At 63.5% G+C, this 18839-nt stretch carries 16 protein-coding genes; 7 read left to right on the top strand and 9 right to left on the bottom strand.

Annotation, left to right across the window (positions count from 1 at the left end):
- The 5 genes from prmA to QZ511_RS12730 form a co-directional block, all read right to left on the bottom strand.
- Window positions 1-867: 50S ribosomal protein L11 methyltransferase (gene prmA, locus QZ511_RS12750; RefSeq protein WP_295802929.1), on the bottom strand; the 867-nt coding region annotated here is incomplete at its 3' end.
- A gap of 394 nt (window positions 868-1261) precedes the next feature.
- Window positions 1262-2605, bottom strand: a complete 1344-nt coding sequence (gene accC / locus QZ511_RS12745) for an acetyl-CoA carboxylase biotin carboxylase subunit (RefSeq protein WP_295802928.1) — start codon at window positions 2603-2605, stop codon at window positions 1262-1264.
- A gap of 15 nt (window positions 2606-2620) precedes the next feature.
- Window positions 2621-3094 (bottom strand): acetyl-CoA carboxylase biotin carboxyl carrier protein, encoded by a 474-nt coding sequence (gene accB, locus QZ511_RS12740; RefSeq protein ID WP_295802930.1) that lies wholly within the window; start codon window positions 3092-3094, stop codon window positions 2621-2623.
- A gap of 76 nt (window positions 3095-3170) precedes the next feature.
- Window positions 3171-3605: a type II 3-dehydroquinate dehydratase gene (gene aroQ, locus QZ511_RS12735; RefSeq protein ID WP_295802927.1), complete on the bottom strand. Its 435-nt coding sequence runs from the start codon at window positions 3603-3605 to the stop codon at window positions 3171-3173.
- Between the two features lie 276 nt (window positions 3606-3881).
- Entirely contained in the window at window positions 3882-5747 is a 1866-nt protein-coding gene (locus QZ511_RS12730; protein WP_295802925.1) for a protein-disulfide reductase DsbD, read from the bottom strand.
- A gap of 193 nt (window positions 5748-5940) precedes the next feature.
- Here QZ511_RS12730 and QZ511_RS12725 point away from each other — a divergent pair, with 193 nt between their 5' ends.
- From QZ511_RS12725 to QZ511_RS12710, 4 genes are all read left to right on the top strand, one after another.
- The gene (locus QZ511_RS12725) at window positions 5941-6714 is read left to right on the top strand and encodes an N-acetylglucosaminyltransferase (RefSeq protein ID WP_295802923.1); all 774 of its coding nucleotides are present in this window, start codon (window positions 5941-5943) and stop codon (window positions 6712-6714) included.
- Between the two features lie 84 nt (window positions 6715-6798).
- Window positions 6799-7281 (top strand): copper chaperone PCu(A)C, encoded by a 483-nt coding sequence (locus QZ511_RS12720; RefSeq protein WP_295802921.1) that lies wholly within the window; start codon window positions 6799-6801, stop codon window positions 7279-7281.
- Between the two features lie 72 nt (window positions 7282-7353).
- Window positions 7354-7935 (top strand): YajG family lipoprotein, encoded by a 582-nt coding sequence (locus QZ511_RS12715; RefSeq protein ID WP_295802919.1) that lies wholly within the window; start codon window positions 7354-7356, stop codon window positions 7933-7935.
- Between the two features lie 170 nt (window positions 7936-8105).
- The gene (locus QZ511_RS12710) at window positions 8106-9875 is read left to right on the top strand and encodes an EAL domain-containing protein (RefSeq protein WP_295802918.1); all 1770 of its coding nucleotides are present in this window, start codon (window positions 8106-8108) and stop codon (window positions 9873-9875) included.
- Between the two features lie 30 nt (window positions 9876-9905).
- Here the strand turns inward: QZ511_RS12710 and QZ511_RS12705 are convergent, their stop codons facing one another.
- The gene (locus tag QZ511_RS12705) at window positions 9906-10910 is read right to left on the bottom strand and encodes an adenosine kinase (protein ID WP_295802917.1); all 1005 of its coding nucleotides are present in this window, start codon (window positions 10908-10910) and stop codon (window positions 9906-9908) included.
- Between the two features lie 269 nt (window positions 10911-11179).
- Between QZ511_RS12705 and mrcB the strand changes: the two genes are divergently transcribed.
- The 3 genes from mrcB (at window position 11180) to QZ511_RS12690 (ending at window position 15533) form a co-directional block, all read left to right on the top strand.
- Complete coding sequence (gene mrcB, locus QZ511_RS12700) at window positions 11180-13804, top strand: penicillin-binding protein 1B (RefSeq protein ID WP_295802916.1); 2625 nt, start codon at window positions 11180-11182, stop codon at window positions 13802-13804.
- 140 nt (window positions 13805-13944) lie between these two features.
- Window positions 13945-14565 carry a rhomboid family intramembrane serine protease gene (locus QZ511_RS12695; RefSeq protein ID WP_295802914.1) on the top strand — a complete coding sequence of 207 codons (621 nt, stop codon included), beginning with the start codon at window positions 13945-13947 and terminating at the stop codon, window positions 14563-14565.
- Window positions 14566-14612: 47 nt separating this feature from the next.
- Window positions 14613-15533 (top strand): DUF2167 domain-containing protein, encoded by a 921-nt coding sequence (locus QZ511_RS12690; protein WP_295802912.1) that lies wholly within the window; start codon window positions 14613-14615, stop codon window positions 15531-15533.
- Between the two features lie 244 nt (window positions 15534-15777).
- On the opposite strand, the gene hemB is transcribed toward QZ511_RS12690, so the two are convergent.
- The 3 genes from hemB to QZ511_RS12675 all read right to left on the bottom strand — a co-directional run bounded on the left by hemB (window position 15778) and on the right by QZ511_RS12675 (window position 18726).
- Window positions 15778-16791, bottom strand: coding sequence for a porphobilinogen synthase (gene hemB, locus QZ511_RS12685; RefSeq protein WP_295802911.1), 1014 nt, complete (start codon window positions 16789-16791; stop codon window positions 15778-15780).
- 123 nt (window positions 16792-16914) lie between these two features.
- On the bottom strand, window positions 16915-17541 hold the full coding sequence (locus tag QZ511_RS12680) for a GntR family transcriptional regulator (RefSeq protein WP_295802909.1): 627 nt from the start codon (window positions 17539-17541) through the stop codon (window positions 16915-16917).
- Window positions 17542-18726: a benzoate/H(+) symporter BenE family transporter gene (locus QZ511_RS12675; protein WP_295802907.1), complete on the bottom strand. Its 1185-nt coding sequence runs from the start codon at window positions 18724-18726 to the stop codon at window positions 17542-17544.
- Window positions 18727-18839 lie beyond the last annotated feature (113 nt).

Below are 18839 nucleotides of genomic sequence, written 5' to 3'. Positions count from 1 at the left end.
TCGCACCCACTCTTCTTTCTCACCATCGGCATCGAAGTCGATCCACTGGCTGTAAGCCGCTTTTACCTTCTCCGCCTGGCTGTTGAGGATACCCGAGAGGCAGATACGGCCGCCGACTCGGGTGCGCTCGATCAGCTGCGGTGCAAGTTCCACCAGTGGGCCGGCGAGGATGTTGGCGAGCATTATGTCGGCATTGGCCTGGTCGGCGGGCGGGGTTTTCTCCGGCAGGTAGACCGGGAAACGCTCGGGGTCGATGCCGTTGCGCAGTGCGTTGTCGCGGCTGGCGATCAGGGCCTGGGGGTCGATGTCGGTGCCCAGGGCGCTTTCAGCCCCCAGCAGCAGGGCGGCGATACCGAGGATGCCGGAGCCGCAGCCGTAGTCGATGGCGGTTTTGCCGCTGACGGGTTCTCTGGCGAGCCATTGCAGGCACAGGAAGGTGGTGGGGTGGGTGCCGGTGCCGAAGGCGAGCCCGGGATCGAGCATGATGTTGACGGCTTCGGGGGCGGGCGGTTCACACCAACTGGGGCAGATCCAGAGGTTGTCGGCGCACTGGATGGGTTTGTAGTGGCTCATCCACTCCCGCTCCCAGTCTTTGTCTTCGAGCTGTTCCCAGCGGGCGTTGGGGAGCAGTTCGCACAGGAAAGAGGCGGCTTTAGCTTCGGTGACACTGGTGTCGACCTCGGCGTCGAACAGTCCGGTGACGAGGGTTTCGTCCCACAGGGGTGTTTCGCCGAGGCCGGGTTCCAGAATCGGCTGGTCGGCGTTGTCCTGCAGGGTGACGGAGACTGCGCCGGCAAACAGCAGAGCGTTCTCGATCTTTTCTGCCTGTTCGCGGTTGGTGTTAACGCGTAGTTGGAGCCAGGGCATGTAGTTCTGTCCGGGTTTTGTGGGTCGTGCTTGGAAAGTAATGTGGCGACTCCACAGCGGGTATGGCCTTGCGAGACACGCCGTGAACCCATCCCTGGGGGCTCTGCACCGCCATCCATGGCGGTGAAGGTCTCGAAAGGCCTTCCCGGCTGCGAAGTCTTCGCTTCAATTTTCGGGGCATTCTACTAAAAGCGGGGAGATTACAGAGTAAGAGGGGGGAGACTGAAGGGGAAGTGCCGGGGATAGGTTTTCAAAAGCGTCGGCGACAGGACGTCGCCGCCGCAGCGCCCATGGATGGGTTCACAGCGGTTTTGAAAACCTATACCCGGCGCTTTCCCGCCATGGAGGTCATTCAGAGCGAAAACCACCGGGGCGGGAAAGGGAACCGAGAGTCTTATTCCAGCCCCAGCTTCTTCTCCAGATAGTGAATGTTCACACCACCGCGGGCAAAGGCCTCGTCCCGTACCAGGTCTTCCTGCAGCGGGATGTTGGTTTTGATACCGGTGACGATCATCTCGCTCAGGGCCACGCGCATGCGCGCCAGGGCGGTTTCGCGGTCTTCGGCGTAGGTGATGATCTTGGCGATCATCGAGTCGTAGTTGGCCGGGACCGTGTAGCCGGAGTAGAGGTGGGAGTCCACCCGCACGCCGAGGCCCCCGGGGGCGTGGTAGGTTTCCACTTTGCCCGGGCTCGGGAAGAAGGTCTTTGGGTCTTCGGCGTTGATGCGGCACTCGAAGGCGTGGCCGTGAATCTTGATATCTTCCTGCTTGAACGACAGCTTCTCACCGGCACAGACGCGGATCTGCTCCTTGATCAGGTCGACGCCGGTGACCATTTCGGAAACCGGGTGCTCCACCTGGATACGGGTGTTCATCTCGATAAAGTAGAAGCGCTCGTCTTCGTACAGGAATTCGAAGGTGCCGGCACCGCGGTAGCCGATATCGATACACGCCTGTACGCAGGATTGTTGCACTGCCGCGCGCACGTCATCGGGAATCCCGGGCGCCGGGGCTTCTTCCAGTACTTTCTGGTGGCGGCGCTGTAGGGAGCAGTCGCGGTCGCCGAAGTGCACGGCGTTGCCCTGGCCGTCCGACATTACCTGGATTTCCACGTGGCGCGGGTTCTGCAGGAACTTTTCCATGTACACGGTGCTGTCGCCAAAGGCCGCGCCCGCTTCGGACTTGGTCACGGAGATGGCGTTCAGCAGCGCGGCTTCGGTGTGTACCACGCGCATGCCGCGGCCACCGCCGCCGGCGGCGGCCTTGATGATCACCGGGAAACCGATCTTGCGCGCGATTTCGATGCAGCGCTCGCCGTCGTCCGGCAGCGGGCCATCGGAGCCGGGTACGGTGGGCACACCGGCCTTTTTCATCGCCGCGATTGCGGAAACCTTGTCACCCATCAGGCGAATGACGTCCGCATCCGGGCCGATAAAGGTAAAGCCGCTCTTCTGCACCTGCTCGGCGAAATCGGCATTCTCCGCCAGGAAGCCGTAGCCGGGGTGCACCGCCATGGAGTCGGTGATTTCCATCGCGGCAATGATAGCGGGAATGTTCAGGTAGCTCTGCGGCGACGGGTTGGGGCCGATACACACGGCTTCATCCGCCAGGCGTACGTGCTTGAGGTCGCGATCCACCTGGGAGTGGACGGCGACGGTAGCGATGCCCATTTCTTTACAGGCGCGCAGGACGCGCAGGGCAATTTCGCCGCGGTTGGCGATAAGGATCTTTTCAAACATGCGCTGGCACCCCGATCAGGAAATGGTGACGAGCGGCTGGTCGTACTCTACCGGCTGACCGTCTTCCACCAGGATGGATTCGATGGTGCCGGCCTTGTCGGCTTCGATCTGGTTCATCATCTTCATCGCTTCGACGATACAGATGACGTCGCCAACTTTTACCTGCTGGCCAACCTTGACGAACGGCTCGGCGCCGGGGCTGGAAGCGGCGTAGAAGGTACCCACCATCGGTGATTTCACCGGGTGGCCGGTCAGTGCCGGTACCGCTTCGCCGGCGCTCTCTGCCGGGGCCGCGGGAGCAGGGGCAGCGGGTGCCGGTGCTGCCGGTGCCGCCATCGGCGCCATCTGCATCTGCTGCATGGGCATGGAAGAGGCGCCGCTTACGCCGCGGCTGATGCGCACCGATTCTTCACCTTCTTTGATTTCCAGCTCGCCGATATCGGACTCTTCGAGCAGTTCGATCAGTTTTTTGATTTTGCGGATGTCCATAACTGTGTCACTCATGGTCTGTGTGAATATCTGAAGGGCACTGCTTCGCAAGCAGCACCCGCAAATGAAATCTTCTTTATAGCCGCCGCAGGGCCGCCTGTAGGGCCAAATGGTAGCTATCTGCTCCGAAACCGCAGATTACGCCCTGGGCCAGATCCGACAGGTAGGAGTGGTGGCGGAAGGCTTCGCGAGCGTGCGGGTTGGAAAGGTGGACCTCGATAAAGGGAATTGCCACGCCGGCCAGGGCATCGCGCAGGGCGACGCTGGTGTGGGTAAAGGCCGCGGGGTTGATGACGATAAAGTCCACCTGGTCGGCATGGGCCTGGTGCACCCGCTCGACCAGCTCTGCTTCGCTGTTGCTTTGCAGGCAGTCCAGCTGGTGGCCCGCCGCGGCGCACTGCGCACTGGCGGCATCATTGATCTGTGCCAGCGTGGTAGCGCCGTAAATGTGCGGCTCCCGGGTACCCAGCAGGTTCAGGTTGGGGCCGTGAAGCAGAAGCAGTTTAGCCATTCTGTGCCTCGGTAAAACGCGCGAAACTGTGACTAAAATCGGGAAAAAGTCATATAACTTGCCGGTAACCGGCGGTTTTCAGTGGTTTTTCCCAAAGTGGGCGGGAGTTTGCCGCAAAAATGACCCTCTGTCCATGCCCCAGATTGGCAAATAGAGAAGTTGCGCGCATTTCGCCGAAATTCGCTTCCAGATTAGCGCAAAGTTTTGTGCCGAGTGGCTTATATGCCTGACGGGTTGGCCATAAAGGCCAGTCCGTGGCCAGATCGCAAGAAGGGGTCAGTCGCCGGCTACCGCGGTATTGCCAGCCGCATCGTGCAGGGCGGAGAGCAGGCCGTCGCGAGTCAGGATCTGCGGCAGGATCTGCGGCTCACCACCGCCGGCGGGGTAGAGAAGGTAGAGAGGAACGCTGGTGCGGCCGTGGCGGGCCAGCAGCGCGCTGATCTCGGGGTCCTGGTTGGTCCAGTCGCCCTTGAATGCGGTAATCCCCAGGTCCGCGACGGCACCGCTCACGGCGTCACTGGAAAGCACCACCTTTTCGTTGGCGAGGCAGGTGATGCACCAGGCGGCGGTCATATTCACCAGAATCGGGCGGCCTTCGGCGCGGGCGCTGTCGAGGGCTTCCGGCGAATAGGGTTGCCAGTAGGTGCTGGTGGAAGTGGTTGTCGGGGTACCGGTAGAGGTCTGTAGCTGCGGGATCAGCAGCGCGGCACCGGCGAGCGCCACCGCTGCGAGGCCACTGCGCCCCCACTGGCCCTTGCCCCAGCTCTCGGTCGGCCGCGGCCACAGCCACAGAGCGAAGGCAATGGCCACCGCGCCCGCCAGTACCAGGGCAATGCCATCGCTGCCGGTTTGGCGGCCCAGTACCCACAACAGCCACACTGCGGTCAGGTACATGGGGAAGGCCAGCAATTGCTTGAGCTTGTCCATCCAGGGGCCAGGGCGCGGCAGCCGGTCCGCCAGCTGCGGCACATAAGTGAGCAACAGGAAGGGGGCCGCCATGCCGGCGCCCAGGGCCACGAACACCGCCAGCGCCACCGGTGCCGGCTGAGTCACGGCAAAGCCCAGGGCCGAGCCCATCATCGGCGCGGTACAGGGGCTGGCGACCACGGTAGCCAGGGCGCCGGTGGTGAAGGAGCCGCCGAGGCCGGAGCTGCCGCTGCCGGCCAGGCCCATCAGGCGGCCGCCGAATTCGGTCAGCCCGGAGAGGCTGAGGCCCATGGCGAAGAACAGGTACACCAGTACCGCGACCACCGCCGGGGACTGCAACTGGAAGCCCCAGCCGACGGCCTCGCCGGCGGCGCGCAGGGCCAGCATGATTGCCGCGATCAGGGCAAAGGTGGCCATCACTCCCGCGGAATAGGCCCAGCCGTGCAGACGACGGTTGCCGCCGCTGTGGGTGATCGCCAGTGCCTTGATCGACAGTACCGGGAAAACACACGGCATCAGGTTGAGGATCAGGCCGCCGGCAAAGGCGAAGGCCATTGCCAGTAGCAGGCTACCAGCGCTGCTATTTGGGTTCTGTGCGCTGCCGATCGGGGTGTCGCCGGCGGCGCCAGGCTTACCGGGAGCAGCACCCCCGGCCTGGGATTCAAGCGGTGTTGCGGTCTTCTGTGTGAGGTCCAGGGTGAAGCGGCGGGTCTGCGGCGGGTAGCACAGGCCGGCGTCGGCGCAGCCCTGATAGCGCACCTCGAGGTTGACCGGGGTGTCGCCGCTCTGCAGTGCGGCGGGCAGGGCGACGGGAATTTCCAGTTGCCAGCGATAGACCTCGGTTTCCTTCTCGAAATAGTCGTCCCAGATAACCTCGCCCTTTTCCAGCGTCAGCGGCAGCTCGGTCCTGCCTTGGTCCGCCAGCAGGAACAGCGCGAGCTTGTCGCGGTAGAGGTAGTATTCCGGGGCAATCTGGAACATCGCGCTGACCTTGCCGTCTGCGCCGAACAGGAAGTCCTGCTGGTAGGCCTGGTCGACCGGCAGGAACTCCTCCTGTTGCGAATTGCCAAAGCTCGCGCCAGACAGGGGATCGCCGGCCAGCGGGTTCTGCTGGGCCTCGGCCACAGGGGTAACCACGGCCAGCGCGGGAACCAGGAGCAGAATCGAAAGCAGGGCGCGGAGTGCTGCCAGTGTCATCCAGGCAGGCTTTCGCAAGGGAATATTTCGCTCACTTTTTTTTCCCAGGCTGGGGGGCTTCACACTCATGGGCAATAAAATTCTTTATAGTCGGGCGATATTGGACTGAAACTGCGCGCATCTGTTCCGCGCCTGTTGTTGAGCGGCGGGTAAATGCGACGAAGGCGCAGTATAGCGGTGGCTGCGGTACAAAAAAACAACAGAGGACACAGTGAAATTGGTGACCGGAATTCAACAGTTTGTCATGGTTTTCCCCAGGCGCCTGCCATCGATTGTGAGCCTGCTACTGATCGCGGGGCTTTTCGGCGGGCTCTCCGGGTGTGCCACGCCTCCCGCCCCCGAACCCCTGCCGCCCGCGCCGGCGCCGTTGGAGCCCGCGAAACCCACTAAAGAAGAAATCCGCCAGCGCGCCATCGCGCACTTCCTGCAGCGGGCGGAAGCGGCGCAACGGGAGGGGTTTTACACCATGCCCGCCGGCGCCAGCGCGTACGATTTCTACCTGAACGTACTGAATATGGATCCCGGTAACCAGCGGGCCAGAACCGGGATCCAGATCATTGTGATGGAGCTGGTGGGGCGCGCCCGCGACGCGCTGCGCCAGCGGGCTTTCGGGCAGGTCAACAGCCTGCTGAACCGGGCGGACGAGATCTCCCCGGGCAACCCGCTGTCGGCGGAAGTGCGCCAGCAGTTGCGGCGGGAGCAGCGCCGTGCCGCCGCGGCAGTGTCCGATGATGGGCCGGCGGCGCAGTCGGTGAACCTGCCGCCCGCCGAGCTGTCGGCCAAGTCGCCCAAAATGGTCGAGGTATTGCAGTCCATCGCCCAGCAGATTCGCGCGCACCAGTTGCGGGTGATTATCGTTGCCCGCAACGATGCGGAGGGGCGCTGGATCTACGGCCAGCTGCGGGAGGCGGTGCCGGGGTACCGGGTGCGGGGTGATATCCGGCTGGGAAGCCCGCCGCGGCTGTTATTGCAGAAATCTCAGTAGTTGCGGCGGTAGTGCTGGCCCGGTTTCTCCTTTATAAAGGTTGCTGGCTTGACGGAAAAGATCATAACAATGAGGTGCGCGCCAATGAGTGGAAGGGTGAAAGTTGCCGGGCTTGTGTCCCTGGTGTTATCGCTATTGCTGGTGTCGACTGCGTATCAGGTGCAGGCGGACCCGGCAGTGCAACTGCAGGTGACTGGCTATGCGCGGGAAATGCCGCCGGGCGCGGTCATGGGGGCCGCCTACCTCACCCTGATAAACGGTTCGCCCCGCGCGCGGCGCCTGCAGAAAGTAGAGCTGCCGGACAATGTGCAGGCGAGCGCGGCCATGCACACCACAGAGGAAGTCGACGGTGTGAGCCGGATGCGACCGCTCACAGAAATCGCCGTGGCCGAACGGGGGCGCCTTGAAATGCGACCCGGCGCCACCCATCTGATGCTGCACGGGGTGAAGTTGAAGGCGGGGGAGCTGCTGGCATTGCGGCTGGTTTTTGCCGATGGCGAAACCCTCGACTTGCAGATTCCGGTTCGCAGCGCGGTGAGCGCGCAGCATCAGCACCATCACGGTTGAACGATTTACACCGTTTGCTTTCACAGTGGACGCAAATTTGTCCGCTGCTAACAGATTGAATGGAGGGGGATCATGAAAAAAGTATTCACAATTCTCGCGGCGGCAGCCGCGGCAGTCATGCTGGCGGCCTGTGCCCACAGCCCGGTGCAGGTAGTGGTGCAGCCGCAGGTCAATGTACCCGCCGACACCATCGGTTCCGGCTATACCGTCAGCGCCCGTGGCGTCAATCAATTACCGGGTGGTGGCCTGGGGTCTCTCGGCGGAATTTACGCGGATTCCTCCAATGTGCGCCTGGGCAACGATATCGAGCAGTCGCTGCAGACCGCGCTTTACCAGGGCCTGGAGTCCTGGTCGTTTCGCCCCGTGAATAGCGGCGCCGACGTGGAAGTCGTGGCGAACCTGACCGACCTCCGCTACGACAGCCCCAACAAACTCTACACCACCAAGGTGGATACCGGTGCCGGGATCCAGCTGCAGGTGACCGTGGGTGGGGCAACCTTCTTCGGCAATTACGCCACCAGCGGCAAGGATCGCAACCTGATCAAGCCCAGCCGCGAGGAAGTCCAGTCGAGCGTCAACCGACTGTTGAGCGCGACCTTGCAGCGCGCGTTTGAAGATGAAAAGCTGAAAGCCTTCCTGCGCCAGCATCTGTAATACTTCGGGAGGATTGAATTTGCCCCCGCTTGTGACTGAAATCACAATTAGGGTCGAGCGCGCCGGAGAGCTACCCCCGCAGGCGTAGAACTCGTTATCATCGAGGATTGTGTTTCCGGCAGCCCGAATGCCCGGCAAAAGTTTGGACAAAAAGCAGAACTGGATTTGCGTTGACAGAGTTTACCCCACAGAACGCCCGCTACCTCGGCCTCCTGGACGATGCCGAAGACGGCCCGTTGCCGGATTTGTCGCTCAGTCTCATCGCGGCGGAAATGGCGCTGGGAGAGGTGGCGGATGGTGTGGTGATCACCGACCGTGACGGTCGGGTTCGTTACAGCAACCCGGTGGTCGGCGAACTCTGCGGAAGTCTGGTGGGCCTGCTGCCCGGGCAGCGCCTGGAGGGGAGCCTTCCCCTGGTGGATGGCGAGGGGCAACCCCTGAACCTGGCACTGGGTGCGAGCGGCGAGGCAGACGTCATCCTCAGCCGGCGAGAGTTCAACGCCCATATCCAGCGCGATGCCGGTGATCGGCTGGATGTGAGCGTCAAGGTCAACGCCCTGCGCGATGGCACCAGGTTCGACGGCTTTGTGGTGGTACTTCGCCACACTTCCGATGCGCGCCGAATTTCCTCGCGCCTGAGCTGGCAGAACAGCCACGATGCACTCACCCGCCTCCCCAACCGGCAGTCCTTCGAGCACGCCCTGCAGGGGGTTCTGTGTACCGCCACCGGTCCCAAACAGCACCACATCCTGCTGTATCTGGACGTATACCAGTTCAAGGTGGTCAACGATTCCCTCGGCTACAGCGCCGGTGACGCCCTGTTAGTTGCGCTGGCGGGCATACTCACGCGCAGCCTGGGTGAGGGCGACCTGCTGGGCCGGGTGGGCAGCGACGAGTTTGCCCTATTGCTGCGGGACTGCACCCTGGAGGAGGCGCGGCGCATCGTCACCCGCCTGCGGGAAGCGGTCAGTGGCTTCGTATTCGAGTGGGAAGACAGCGAGACGCGCCCGGCGCTGTCGATCGGCGCGGTGAGTGTCGACAGCCATGCGCCGCCGGCCAGCCAGCTGCTGGCTTCTGCCAACGATGCCTGCAGCGCCGCCCGCGACCAGGGGCGCAACCGGGTGAAATTCTTCAGCGATTCGCGCAAGGCACTGGAGAAGCGCCGCGAGAGTACCTGGCTGGCAGAGATCCACGCGGCGATTCGCGAAGACCGCCTGTTGCTCTACCGGCAACCGGTGGTGGCGCTGCAGGATAAAAACCGCGTACATCACTACGAGGTGCTGGTGCGGATGCAGGGGCGGGATGGCGACGTCATATCCCCGGGCGTGTTTCTGCCCGCGGCGGAGCGCTACGGCATGATCGACGAAGTCGACCGCTGGGTGATCCGCAATATTTTCCGCTATATGGCCCTGGAGCAGCGCAGCGGCGCCGGCGGTTTCCACTACGCAATCAATATTTCCGGTATCAGCCTCGGCGACGAATTCTTTGCGGATTTTGTGCTGGGAGAGCTGACCGAGGCCGGGGTGGCTCCGTCGCGGGTGCAGTTCGAAATTACCGAAACCAGTGCCATCAACAATCTGGACCGGGCACTGGTGTTCATCCACAAGCTGCGCGCCGCGGGCTGCAGCTTTGCCCTGGATGACTTCGGGCGCGGCGCTTCATCCCTGGCCTATTTGCGCCAGTTACCGGTGGATTACCTGAAAATCGATGGCTCCTTCGTGCGCAACATGCTTGAAGACGAAATCGACAGCGCCATGGTCAGTACCGTGGACCACCTGGCCAAACGCATGGGCATCAGCACCATCGCCGAGTTTGCGGAGACGCCCGAGTTGCTCGAAAAACTGCGGAGAATGGGGGTGGATTACGCCCAGGGCTTCGGTATCGCCGCGGCCACCTGCCTGCCGGAAATCAGCGGCCCGCGCCCGGCGCAGACCAGCTGAATTCCAGATTGACTCCAGTTTTGCCGGGAGCTATGCGCTCGCGGTCTGTGTCAGCAGCGCGCCGTGCTGTTCCGGGCGCAGACGCGGACCGAACTGGCTGACGACCTGAGCCGCCGCGCGGCAGGCCAGTTCACCGGCTTCCTCAAAACTCATCTCGCGATTGATTCCGTACAGGAAGGCACCCGCAAACATGTCTCCCGCGCCGTTGGTATCCACCGCCTTGACCGCCGGCGCGGCCACCCGATACTCCCGCTCGCCATCCCACAACAGGGCGCCGTCGGCACCGAGGGTGACAGCGAATGCGCGGCAATACTGGCGCAGCACCTGTGACGCCTCGTCCAGGGACTCGGTACCACAGAACTTGAGGGCCTCTTCGCGGTTGCAGAACAGCAGGTCGACGCCGCTGCCGAGCATTTCTTTCAGCCCGTCGTGGAACAGTTGCACCATCATGGGGTCGGAAAGGCTCAGGGCGGTTTTGACGCCGCAGCTTTCCGCCTGCTCGCGCAGTTCGATGGCGGCGGCGCGGCCGCTGGGGGAGGAAACCAGGTAGCCCTCGATATAGGTCCAGCGGGAGCGGGCAATGGACTCCGGGTCCACTTCCGTTACCGACAGCTCGGCACTGATACCGAGGAAAGTGTTCATGCTGCGCTCGGCGTCGGGGGTGATCAGCACCAGGCACTTGCCGGTGGTGCCGGCATCGGCGCTGCGCAGTGCCGCGGGGTAGTCGACACCGGCGGCGGCGAGGTTGTTGCGGTAGAAATCGCCGTTGTCATCTGCCGCCACCTTGCAGGAATAGAAAGTGTCGAGGCCAAAGTAGCTGGCGGCAATCACGGTGTTGGCGCCGGAGCCGCCGCAGGCGTGGCTGGCCGTTACCAGGTGGTCTTTGAGGTCGTCCACCAGTTGCTGCTGGCGCTGGTCGTCCACTAGGGTCATCACCCCCTTGTCGACACCGAGGGACTGCAGGTCGCTGTCGCTGACTTCGATTTCCGTGTCGAGGAGTGCGGCGCCGATGCCGTAAAGGTCGTACTGGTGCATAAATCTTCCGTTCAAGTGGGTATTCGCCAGGCCGCTTCAGAGGGCCCATTGCACAGGTCTGGCCGCATTATGGCTGCCGCCGGGGCAAGTGCAAGTTTGCGGCCGCAAGCGCAGGGAGCCCCGCGCAGTTTGACTTGTGCAGGGACGACCTTATAAAGGCCGGTTATAAAAGCCGGCAGGCCGCCCAAATCCGCCTGGCGGGTCTAACGGGCACTGGCTAACCGAAAAATCTTTCTATAGTGAACTGACTAGCTGGAAACTGGATTCATATGGCATCAAGCAAGCGCCGCAAGGGATCAAACCCTCGCGGAAGATCACGCAACTCCCGCCCCGGGCGCCTGGGGCGCTGGATCCGGCGCCTGTCCCTGCTGGCACTGCTGGGAGTACTGGTGCTGGCCGGGTATATGGTGTACCTGGACATGCAGCTGCGCGAGCGCCTGGATAGCCGGCAGTACCAGCTGCCGGCGCGGGTTTTTGCGCGTCCGCTGGTGCTGCAGGAAGGTATGGTGCTGCGCCCGGACGAACTGGAATCCGAATTCGAGGCGCTGAATTACAAACAGGTATCAGCCATCGAGGAGCCCGGCCAGTGGCAGCGCGAAGGTATGGAATACCTGGTGTGGCGCCGCGACTTTATCCACGCGGATGGCCGCGAACCCGCCGCCAAGGTGCGTTTCCGCCTGCGCAATGACGAGCTGACCCATCTGCGCGACGAGGCCGGTCAACCGCTGAAGGATTTCCGCCTCGACGCCGCCGCCATCGGCACCCTGCTGGGGGGTGGCGATGACCGCACCCCGGTGCGCATCGAAGAAGTGCCGCCGCTGCTGGGGGCCACGCTGATTGCGGTGGAAGACCAGGACTTCGTGCATCACTTCGGGGTCTCTCCCCGCGGCATAGCCCGCGCCATGGTGGCCAACTTCAAGGCCGGCGGCGTGGTGCAGGGCGGCTCCACCATCACCCAGCAGCTGGTGAAAAATATTTTCTTCGATCACAAACCCAGCCTGTGGCGCAAATTCAACGAAGCGCTGATGGCGATCCTGATGGAAGTCCATTACGACAAGCCGTATATCCTGCAGGAGTACATCAACGAGGTGTGGCTCGGGCAGCAGGGCAGTCGCGCGATTTACGGCTTCGGCCTGGCGTCGGAATTCTATTTCCAGAAACCCCTGAGCCAGCTGGAACCGCACCAGATAGCGCTGCTGGTGGGACTTGCCAAGGGCGCCTCCTACTACAACCCGTGGCGCAACCCCGAGCGGGCGCTGGAGCGGCGCAACACCGTGCTCGACGTGATGCGGGCGCAGAAGCTGATCAGCGAGGAGCAACACGAGCGCCTGCGCAAGAAACCGCTGGAAGTGGCCTCTGCCGGCGCCGCGGCACAGAACCCCTATCCGGCGTTTACCGAGCGCCTGCTGGAAGAGCTGCGCCCCTACTACTCGGTGGAGGAGCTGCGCACCGCGGGCCTGCGGGTATACACCACCCTGGCGCCATCGGTGCAGGCGCTGGCGGAAAAGGCGGTGAGTGAAGGCACGGCAAAACTGGAGAGCGACCGCGGGATCCAGCAAGACTCCCTGCAGGCGGCCACCGTGATTCTGGAAAATCACTCCGGCAATGTCCTGGCGATGGTGGGTGACCGCCGTCCCCACTACCCCGGTTTCAACCGCGCACTGGAAGCCCGCCGCCAGATCGGCTCACTGGTGAAACCGGCGGTGTTCCTGACTGCACTGGAGCGCGCCCACGAATACAACCTCGCCACCCTGATCGACGACGCGCCGGTGCGCGAGGTGACCGAGGATGGCCAGGTGTGGATGCCATCGAATTTCGGCAATCGCAGCCACGGCCTGGTGCCGCTGTATGTGGCACTGTCCCGCTCCTACAACCAGGCCACCGCGCGCCTCGGGCTGGACCTGGGCATCGAGAATGTGCGCCAGACCATGCGCCGGCTCGGCGTACAGGCCAATCTGCCGCGGGTACCGTCGCTGTTCCTCGGCACCGCGGAAATGACCCCGTTTGAGGTGGCCGGCATGTACCAGACCCTGGCCAATGGCGGCGAGGATGTGGAGTTGCGCACCCTGTTGGCGGTGTCCGATGCGGACGGCGAGCAGGTGCAGCGTTTCCGTCGCCGCGCCAACCGCGGTGTGGACGCGGTGCCGGCCTACCTGCTGCGCTACGGCCTGGAGCAGGTGATGCGCGAGGGCACCGGCAAGAGCGCCATGCGCCGCCTGCCCAACAGCGTGGCCTTCGCCGGTAAGACAGGCACCACCAACGACTACCGCGACAGCTGGTTTGCCGGCTTCTCCCCCGGTGTCACCGCGGTGGTGTGGATCGGGCGCGACGACAACCAGCGCACCAGCCTTACCGGTGCCACCGGTGCGCTCACCATCTGGAGCGAGATGATGCGCAAGCTGCCTCACCGGCACGGCCGTATCAAGGCGCCGCGCGGGGTGGAGTGGAAGCCGGTCAACAGCAGCGGGCAGTACATGGACCCGCGCAACTGTGAGGGCGGACGCGAAATGCCGTTTTCCAGCGAGAGCCGGCTGGAAACCGATCCCCGCTGCCAGCGCCGCGGCTGGTTCCGCAACTGGTTTGACGAGGATGACGACAGGGAAGAGGCGGCGCCGCGGGAGGAAATGACCCCGGGCTGGGGTATAGACCCGGAGCAGCAGCGCCGCGAGCAGCAACAGCGCCGAGAGCAGGAGTTGCGGGAGCAATTGCAGCGGGAGCAGCAGGAGGCTCCGCAATTCGAGGAGCCGGTTCCCCAGGAAGGGGATGAATACCCGCTGGAGCCACCGCAGGTTCCTCCGGGCGAGAGCGAGCGCCCGCAGCGCCTGGACGAATCGGGGGTACCGGTGGAAGAGGCCGAGCCCTGGCCGCCGGAGGAAGAGGATCAGTGGCCGTGAATGCCCACCCCTGAAAACCTCGCCGGCCACCGCTGTAATTGCGTGTAATGGCGGCCGCCTAACCTCCGCAGCGAAAGCGCGGTAACATGGACGCCAGTTTCGTCCATGTGCCAACCCACCAAGATCGCGGGGCGCCGCCTTTGTCCGCTGCCAGTTCGTCATCATTCTCGCTGTTGTCGTGGCTGACACCCACCAGCATTCTGCTGGTGGTGACCACCCTGGTGAGCCTTGCGGCGTTATACCTCTCGCCGCGCCTGCTGGAGGAGTGCGCCTTCCGCCCCTACCGGGTGTGGCGGGGGCAGAATCGGGATTCGATCTATCTCGCCGGCTTCGTGCACGCCAACCTGCTGCACCTCGCGGTCAATATGTGGTGCCTGTGGCTGTTTGGCCGCGAGCTGGCACACCGGATCGGTGGCACCCTGTTCATTCTGTTGTATGCACTTGCCCTGGTGGCGAGCCACCTGCCAACCCTGTTCAAAGAACACGAAAACCCCCAGTACGCCAGCGTCGGCGCCTCCGGAGCGATTTCCGCGGTGGTGTTCGCTTACATCGTGTATTACCCGCAGTCCGAACTGTATCTCCTGTTCCTGCCAGTCCCGCTGCCCGCGTGGCTGTTCGGTGTGCTGTATCTGATTTACAGCGTTTACGCGAGCCGCGACAAAAACAGCAGGATCAATCACGACGCGCATTTCTGGGGCGCGGTTACCGGCCTGGTATTCGTACTGTTTACCGATCCGGCGGCATGGGCGCGTTTACTGTGAATTCCCTGTTTTCCGACAACCACTAAATAACAACACTTGGGGGACTTATGACTTTTTCACGTTTTGCCGGGATTGCCGGCCTGATGCTCGCATTGCTGTCGATTGGCTCCGCGGCGCAGGTATTGGAGGAGGCTGCAGAGCCGCAGCTGACGGAAGAAGAACAGCAGTACATAGCCTGGGCACAGCAGACCTGGGACGGAATGGAGCGCAGCAGCGGCACCGTCGAGCTGCCCGGTGGTGTCGCCAGCCTCGAGGTGCCGGAGTCCTTCTACTACCTCAACCCCGAGGACAGCAAGGTGGTGCTGGAGGACATCTGGGGCAACCCGGAAAGCGAGCTGACCCTGGGCATGCTGTTCCCTGCGGGCACCACGCCATTTGATGGCGATTCCTGGGGTGTCACCATCGAGTACAGCGAAGAGGGTTATATCCGCGACGACGATGCCGCGGAGATCGATTACAGCGAGCTGCTGCAGGACATGCAGGTCTCAACCCGCGAGGAGAGCAAATACCGGGTGGAAAACGGCTACGAGTCCATCAGCCTGGTGGGCTGGGCCGAGGCGCCCTATTACGATGCGGAACTGAAAAAACTCTACTGGGCCAAGGAACTGGCGTTCGGTGAAATGGATACCAATACCCTCAACTACAACATCCGAGTACTGGGTCGCAAAGGGGTGCTGGTACTGAACTTCATTGCCGGCATGCCGCAACTGGAGGATATCAAGCAAAACCGGGAGGCGGTGCTGTCCATGGCCAGCTTCAACCCCGGTTACCGCTATGAGGAGTTCGACCCGGAAGTGGACAAGGTGGCGGCCTACGGACTCGGTGCGCTGGTCGCCGGCAAGGTGCTGGCGAAAACCGGCGCGCTGGCGGGAGTGCTGCTGTTGTTGAAGAAGTTCTGGGTACTGATCCCGCTGGCGCTGGGCGGGCTGTTCAAACTGTTCCGCCGCGGGGACAAAGGCGGGCAGTAATAGCCCGAGGATAAAAAGCCCGGATTTACCGCAACGCTGTTCACTTGAACGGACCATCTGCGAAGGCGCCGATACCGGGGGCGCTCTTGCAAGACCTTCACCGCCATGGATGGCGGTGCAGAGCCCCCAGGGATGGGTTTACGGCGTGTCTCGCAAGAGCGCCCCCGGTAGCGGTGCCGCCACCGGGCTCGCCAAATGAACAGTGTTTAGGGCATCCCGGCCCTTTTTACTTTGATGAATTGGATTATTTGCCGTGCAGCAGCTTCGCCGCTTCCTCGGCAAAGTAGGTGAGTACTCCATCGGCACCGGCGCGCTTGAATGCCAGCAGAGACTCGAGGATCACCGCCTCGCGGTTCAGCCAGCCATTGTCGAAGGCGGCGCAGTGCATCGCGTACTCGCCGCTCACCTGGTAGGCGAAAGTGGGCACTTTCAGTTCGTCCTTCACCCGCCGCACCACGTCCAGGTAGGGCATGCCCGGTTTCACCATGATCATGTCCGCCCCTTCCTGCAGGTCCAGCGCGCACTCGTGCAGCGCCTCGTCGCCGTTGGCCGGATCCATCTGGTAACTCTCCTTGCTGCCGCCTTTCAGGTTGCCGGCGGAGCCCACCGCGTCGCGGAACGGGCCGTAGTAGCTGGAAGCATATTTGGCGGCATAGGACATGATCTGGGTGTTCACGTGGCCGTCCCGTTCCAGCGCCGCGCGAATAGCGCCGATGCGCCCGTCCATCATGTCGGACGGCGCCACCACATCGGCACCGGCCTGGGCGTGTGACAGCGCCTGCTGTACCAGTACCTCCACCGTGTCATCGTTGACGATATAGCCCTCATTGTTCATCAGCCCGTCCTGACCGTGGCTGGTGAACGGGTCCAGGGCAACATCGGTAATCACGCCGAGTTCCGGAGCGGCATCCTTCAACGCGCGCACCGCGCGCTGGGCGAGGCCGTCGGGCGCGAATGCGGCGCGCGCGTCGTCAGACTTGTGCGCCGGGTCCACCACCGGGAACAGTGCTACCGCCGGGATACCGAGGTTCACCAGTTCTTTCGCCTTTGCCGTCAGCAGGTCCACGGTCAGGCGCTCGACCCCGGGCATGGAGGCCACTTTCTGGGATTCGTCGCGCCCTTCGATCACGAACAACGGCAGGATCAGGTCGTCGGTGGTGAGGCGGTTTTCGCGCACCAGGCGGCGGGAAAACTCGTGGGCGCGCAGGCGGCGGGGGCGGGAATGGGGAAAGGCGCCGCGGTGAAGGCTGAAACTCATGTAGTGGACACTCCGCAATTTGGATTGGCGCGGCCCCGTTTGCGTCGGGGCCGCGGCTTGGCAGGTCGCAATCATACCAAACCCGCTGCAGCCGGGTTCAGGTGTCGGGCGCAGCTGCGGGGTTCAGTCCCGCTGCTGGCGCAGGTAGTCCACCAGCGCGCGTCCGGCGCTGGCAACGTGCCGCTCGAGCAGTGCCGCTGCGGCGGCGCCGTCGCCGCGCTGCAGGAGCTCCAGCAGTTGGTAGTGCTCCTGCTGGCTGGTGTGCTGGTAGTCGAGGCTGCGGGACTGGTAGCCGATGTAGCGCTCGCACTGGCGGTGCAGTTGCTCCACCGCCGCAAACAGCGTCGGGCGACTGGCGGCGCGATACAGGCAGGCGTGAAACTGCCAGTTGCGGACGCCGATCTCTTCGGCGCTGAGCCGGGACGATGTCTCCATCGCATCGAGAATATCCCGCGCGCGGCCGAGGATTTCGCCGTTCAGGTTGGGCGCGGCGAACTCCTGCAGCAGGGGTTCCAGGCGCATGCGCATCAGGTACAGGTCTTCCACTTCCAGCGGGTCGAACTGCGGCACCGCCACACCGCGCTTGCCGTGCGGGGCCAGCCAGCCCTCGTTTTTCAGCCGCGCCAGCGCGTCTCGCACCGGGATCCGGCTCACACCGTAGAGATCCGCCAGTTCCGTCTGTTTCAATGGGGTGCCGGGAGCGAACCTGCGCCGTTGCAGGTCCGCCTTGAGTTGCCGGTACAGATCCATTCAGGCCTTCCTCCCCAGCAGCCAGTGGCAGATTAGCCCGCCCAGCAGGCCCCAGAAGGCGGCGCCGACACCGAAAAAACTGGCGCCGGACGCGGTGATCAGGAAGGTGATCAGCGCCGCCTCGCGGCTGTCCGGTTCACTGGTAGCACCGGCGAGACTGGCGCCGATGGTGCCGATCAGGGCCAGCCCGGCCACACCGGCAATCATCGCCTGGGGGAAGGCGCTGAACAGTGCCGCCACGCTGGCACCGAACAGCCCGGCCAGCAGGTAGAAAAACCCGGCGGCAATCCCCGCGGTATAGCGCCGCTCTGGATCCGGATGGGCCTCGGGGCCGGTGCAGATGGCCGCGGAAATGGCGGCGAGGTTGAATGCAAAGCCGCCGAAGGGAGCCAGCAGCAGGGAAGCCAGCCCGCTACCGCTGAGCAGCGGCGACACCGGCACCCGCTGGTAGCCGCTGGCCCGCAGGGTGGCGATGCCGGGAATATTCTGCGAGGTCATGGTGACAATAAACAGCGGCAGCCCCACGCCCAGCAGCACACCGGGGTTGAATACCGGTGTCACCCACTGGGGCTGGCCCAGGGACCATTGCATCTGTTCGGTGCGGATCTCCCCGAGCAGCCAGCTGGCCAGAAATCCCACCAGCAGAACCAGGATGATGCTGTAGCGCGGCAGCCAGCGCCGCCCGATCAGGTAGCTCGCGAGCATGCTGCCCACCAGCAGGGGGCTCGCCTGCAGGGCGGTGAATACCGACAGCCCGAACTGCACCAGGATACCCGCGAGCATCGCGCTGGCGATGGGCAGTGGCACCTTTGATTTCACCCGCTCGAAGGCGCCGGAAAGTCCCAGCAGCAGGGTCAGCAGGCCACTGAACAGAAATGCCGCCACCGCCTCGGCCAGGGAAACACCGGCGAGGCTGGTCGCCAGCAGGGCGGCGCCGGGAGTGGACCAGGCGGTAATTACCGGGGCGCGGTAATACCAGGAAAAGCCGATACAGGTGACCCCCATGCCGAGGCCGAGGGCGCCGATCCACGACACCATCTGCGCCTCACTGGCCCCGGCGGCAGCCGCCGCCTGCAGCACAATGGCCACGGAGCTGGCAAAACCCACCAGCACCGCGGCAAATCCGGCACTGATGGCGGATAGATTGGTATCGGCGATGAGGGAGCGCCGGGCGATTTGCTCCATGAAAATGTATATCTGGTTAAAAATGTATACATTTTTATATGGCAAAAGGCGGGCGAGATGCAAGCGGAGCTTTCGGGGGCGGAGAAATAAATGAGTAGGGAGGCGGCGCTGCT

It is taken from the genome of uncultured Microbulbifer sp. (genome assembly GCF_913055755.1).
Taxonomy (GTDB): domain Bacteria; phylum Pseudomonadota; class Gammaproteobacteria; order Pseudomonadales; family Cellvibrionaceae; genus Microbulbifer.
The sequence above is the reverse complement of the archived record's forward strand: the minus strand, read 5'-3'. Positions and strand labels throughout refer to the sequence as shown.

What these genes read in the sequence shown, in the direction of transcription:
- accC (WP_295802928.1), bottom strand. Translation starts at nt 2,605, where the DNA reads ATGTTTGAAAAGATCCTTATCGCCAACCGCGGCGAAATTGCCCTGCGC.
- accB (WP_295802930.1), bottom strand. Translation starts at nt 3,094, where the DNA reads ATGGACATCCGCAAAATCAAAAAACTGATCGAACTGCTCGAAGAGTCC.
- aroQ (WP_295802927.1), bottom strand. Translation starts at nt 3,605, where the DNA reads ATGGCTAAACTGCTTCTGCTTCACGGCCCCAACCTGAACCTGCTGGGT.
- QZ511_RS12720 (WP_295802921.1), top strand. Translation starts at nt 6,799, where the DNA reads ATGAGTGGAAGGGTGAAAGTTGCCGGGCTTGTGTCCCTGGTGTTATCG.
- QZ511_RS12715 (WP_295802919.1), top strand. Translation starts at nt 7,354, where the DNA reads ATGAAAAAAGTATTCACAATTCTCGCGGCGGCAGCCGCGGCAGTCATG.
- QZ511_RS12705 (WP_295802917.1), bottom strand. Translation starts at nt 10,910, where the DNA reads ATGCACCAGTACGACCTTTACGGCATCGGCGCCGCACTCCTCGACACG.
- mrcB (WP_295802916.1), top strand. Translation starts at nt 11,180, where the DNA reads ATGGCATCAAGCAAGCGCCGCAAGGGATCAAACCCTCGCGGAAGATCA.
- QZ511_RS12690 (WP_295802912.1), top strand. Translation starts at nt 14,613, where the DNA reads ATGACTTTTTCACGTTTTGCCGGGATTGCCGGCCTGATGCTCGCATTG.
- hemB (WP_295802911.1), bottom strand. Translation starts at nt 16,791, where the DNA reads ATGAGTTTCAGCCTTCACCGCGGCGCCTTTCCCCATTCCCGCCCCCGC.
- QZ511_RS12680 (WP_295802909.1), bottom strand. Translation starts at nt 17,541, where the DNA reads ATGGATCTGTACCGGCAACTCAAGGCGGACCTGCAACGGCGCAGGTTC.
- QZ511_RS12675 (WP_295802907.1), bottom strand. Translation starts at nt 18,726, where the DNA reads ATGGAGCAAATCGCCCGGCGCTCCCTCATCGCCGATACCAATCTATCC.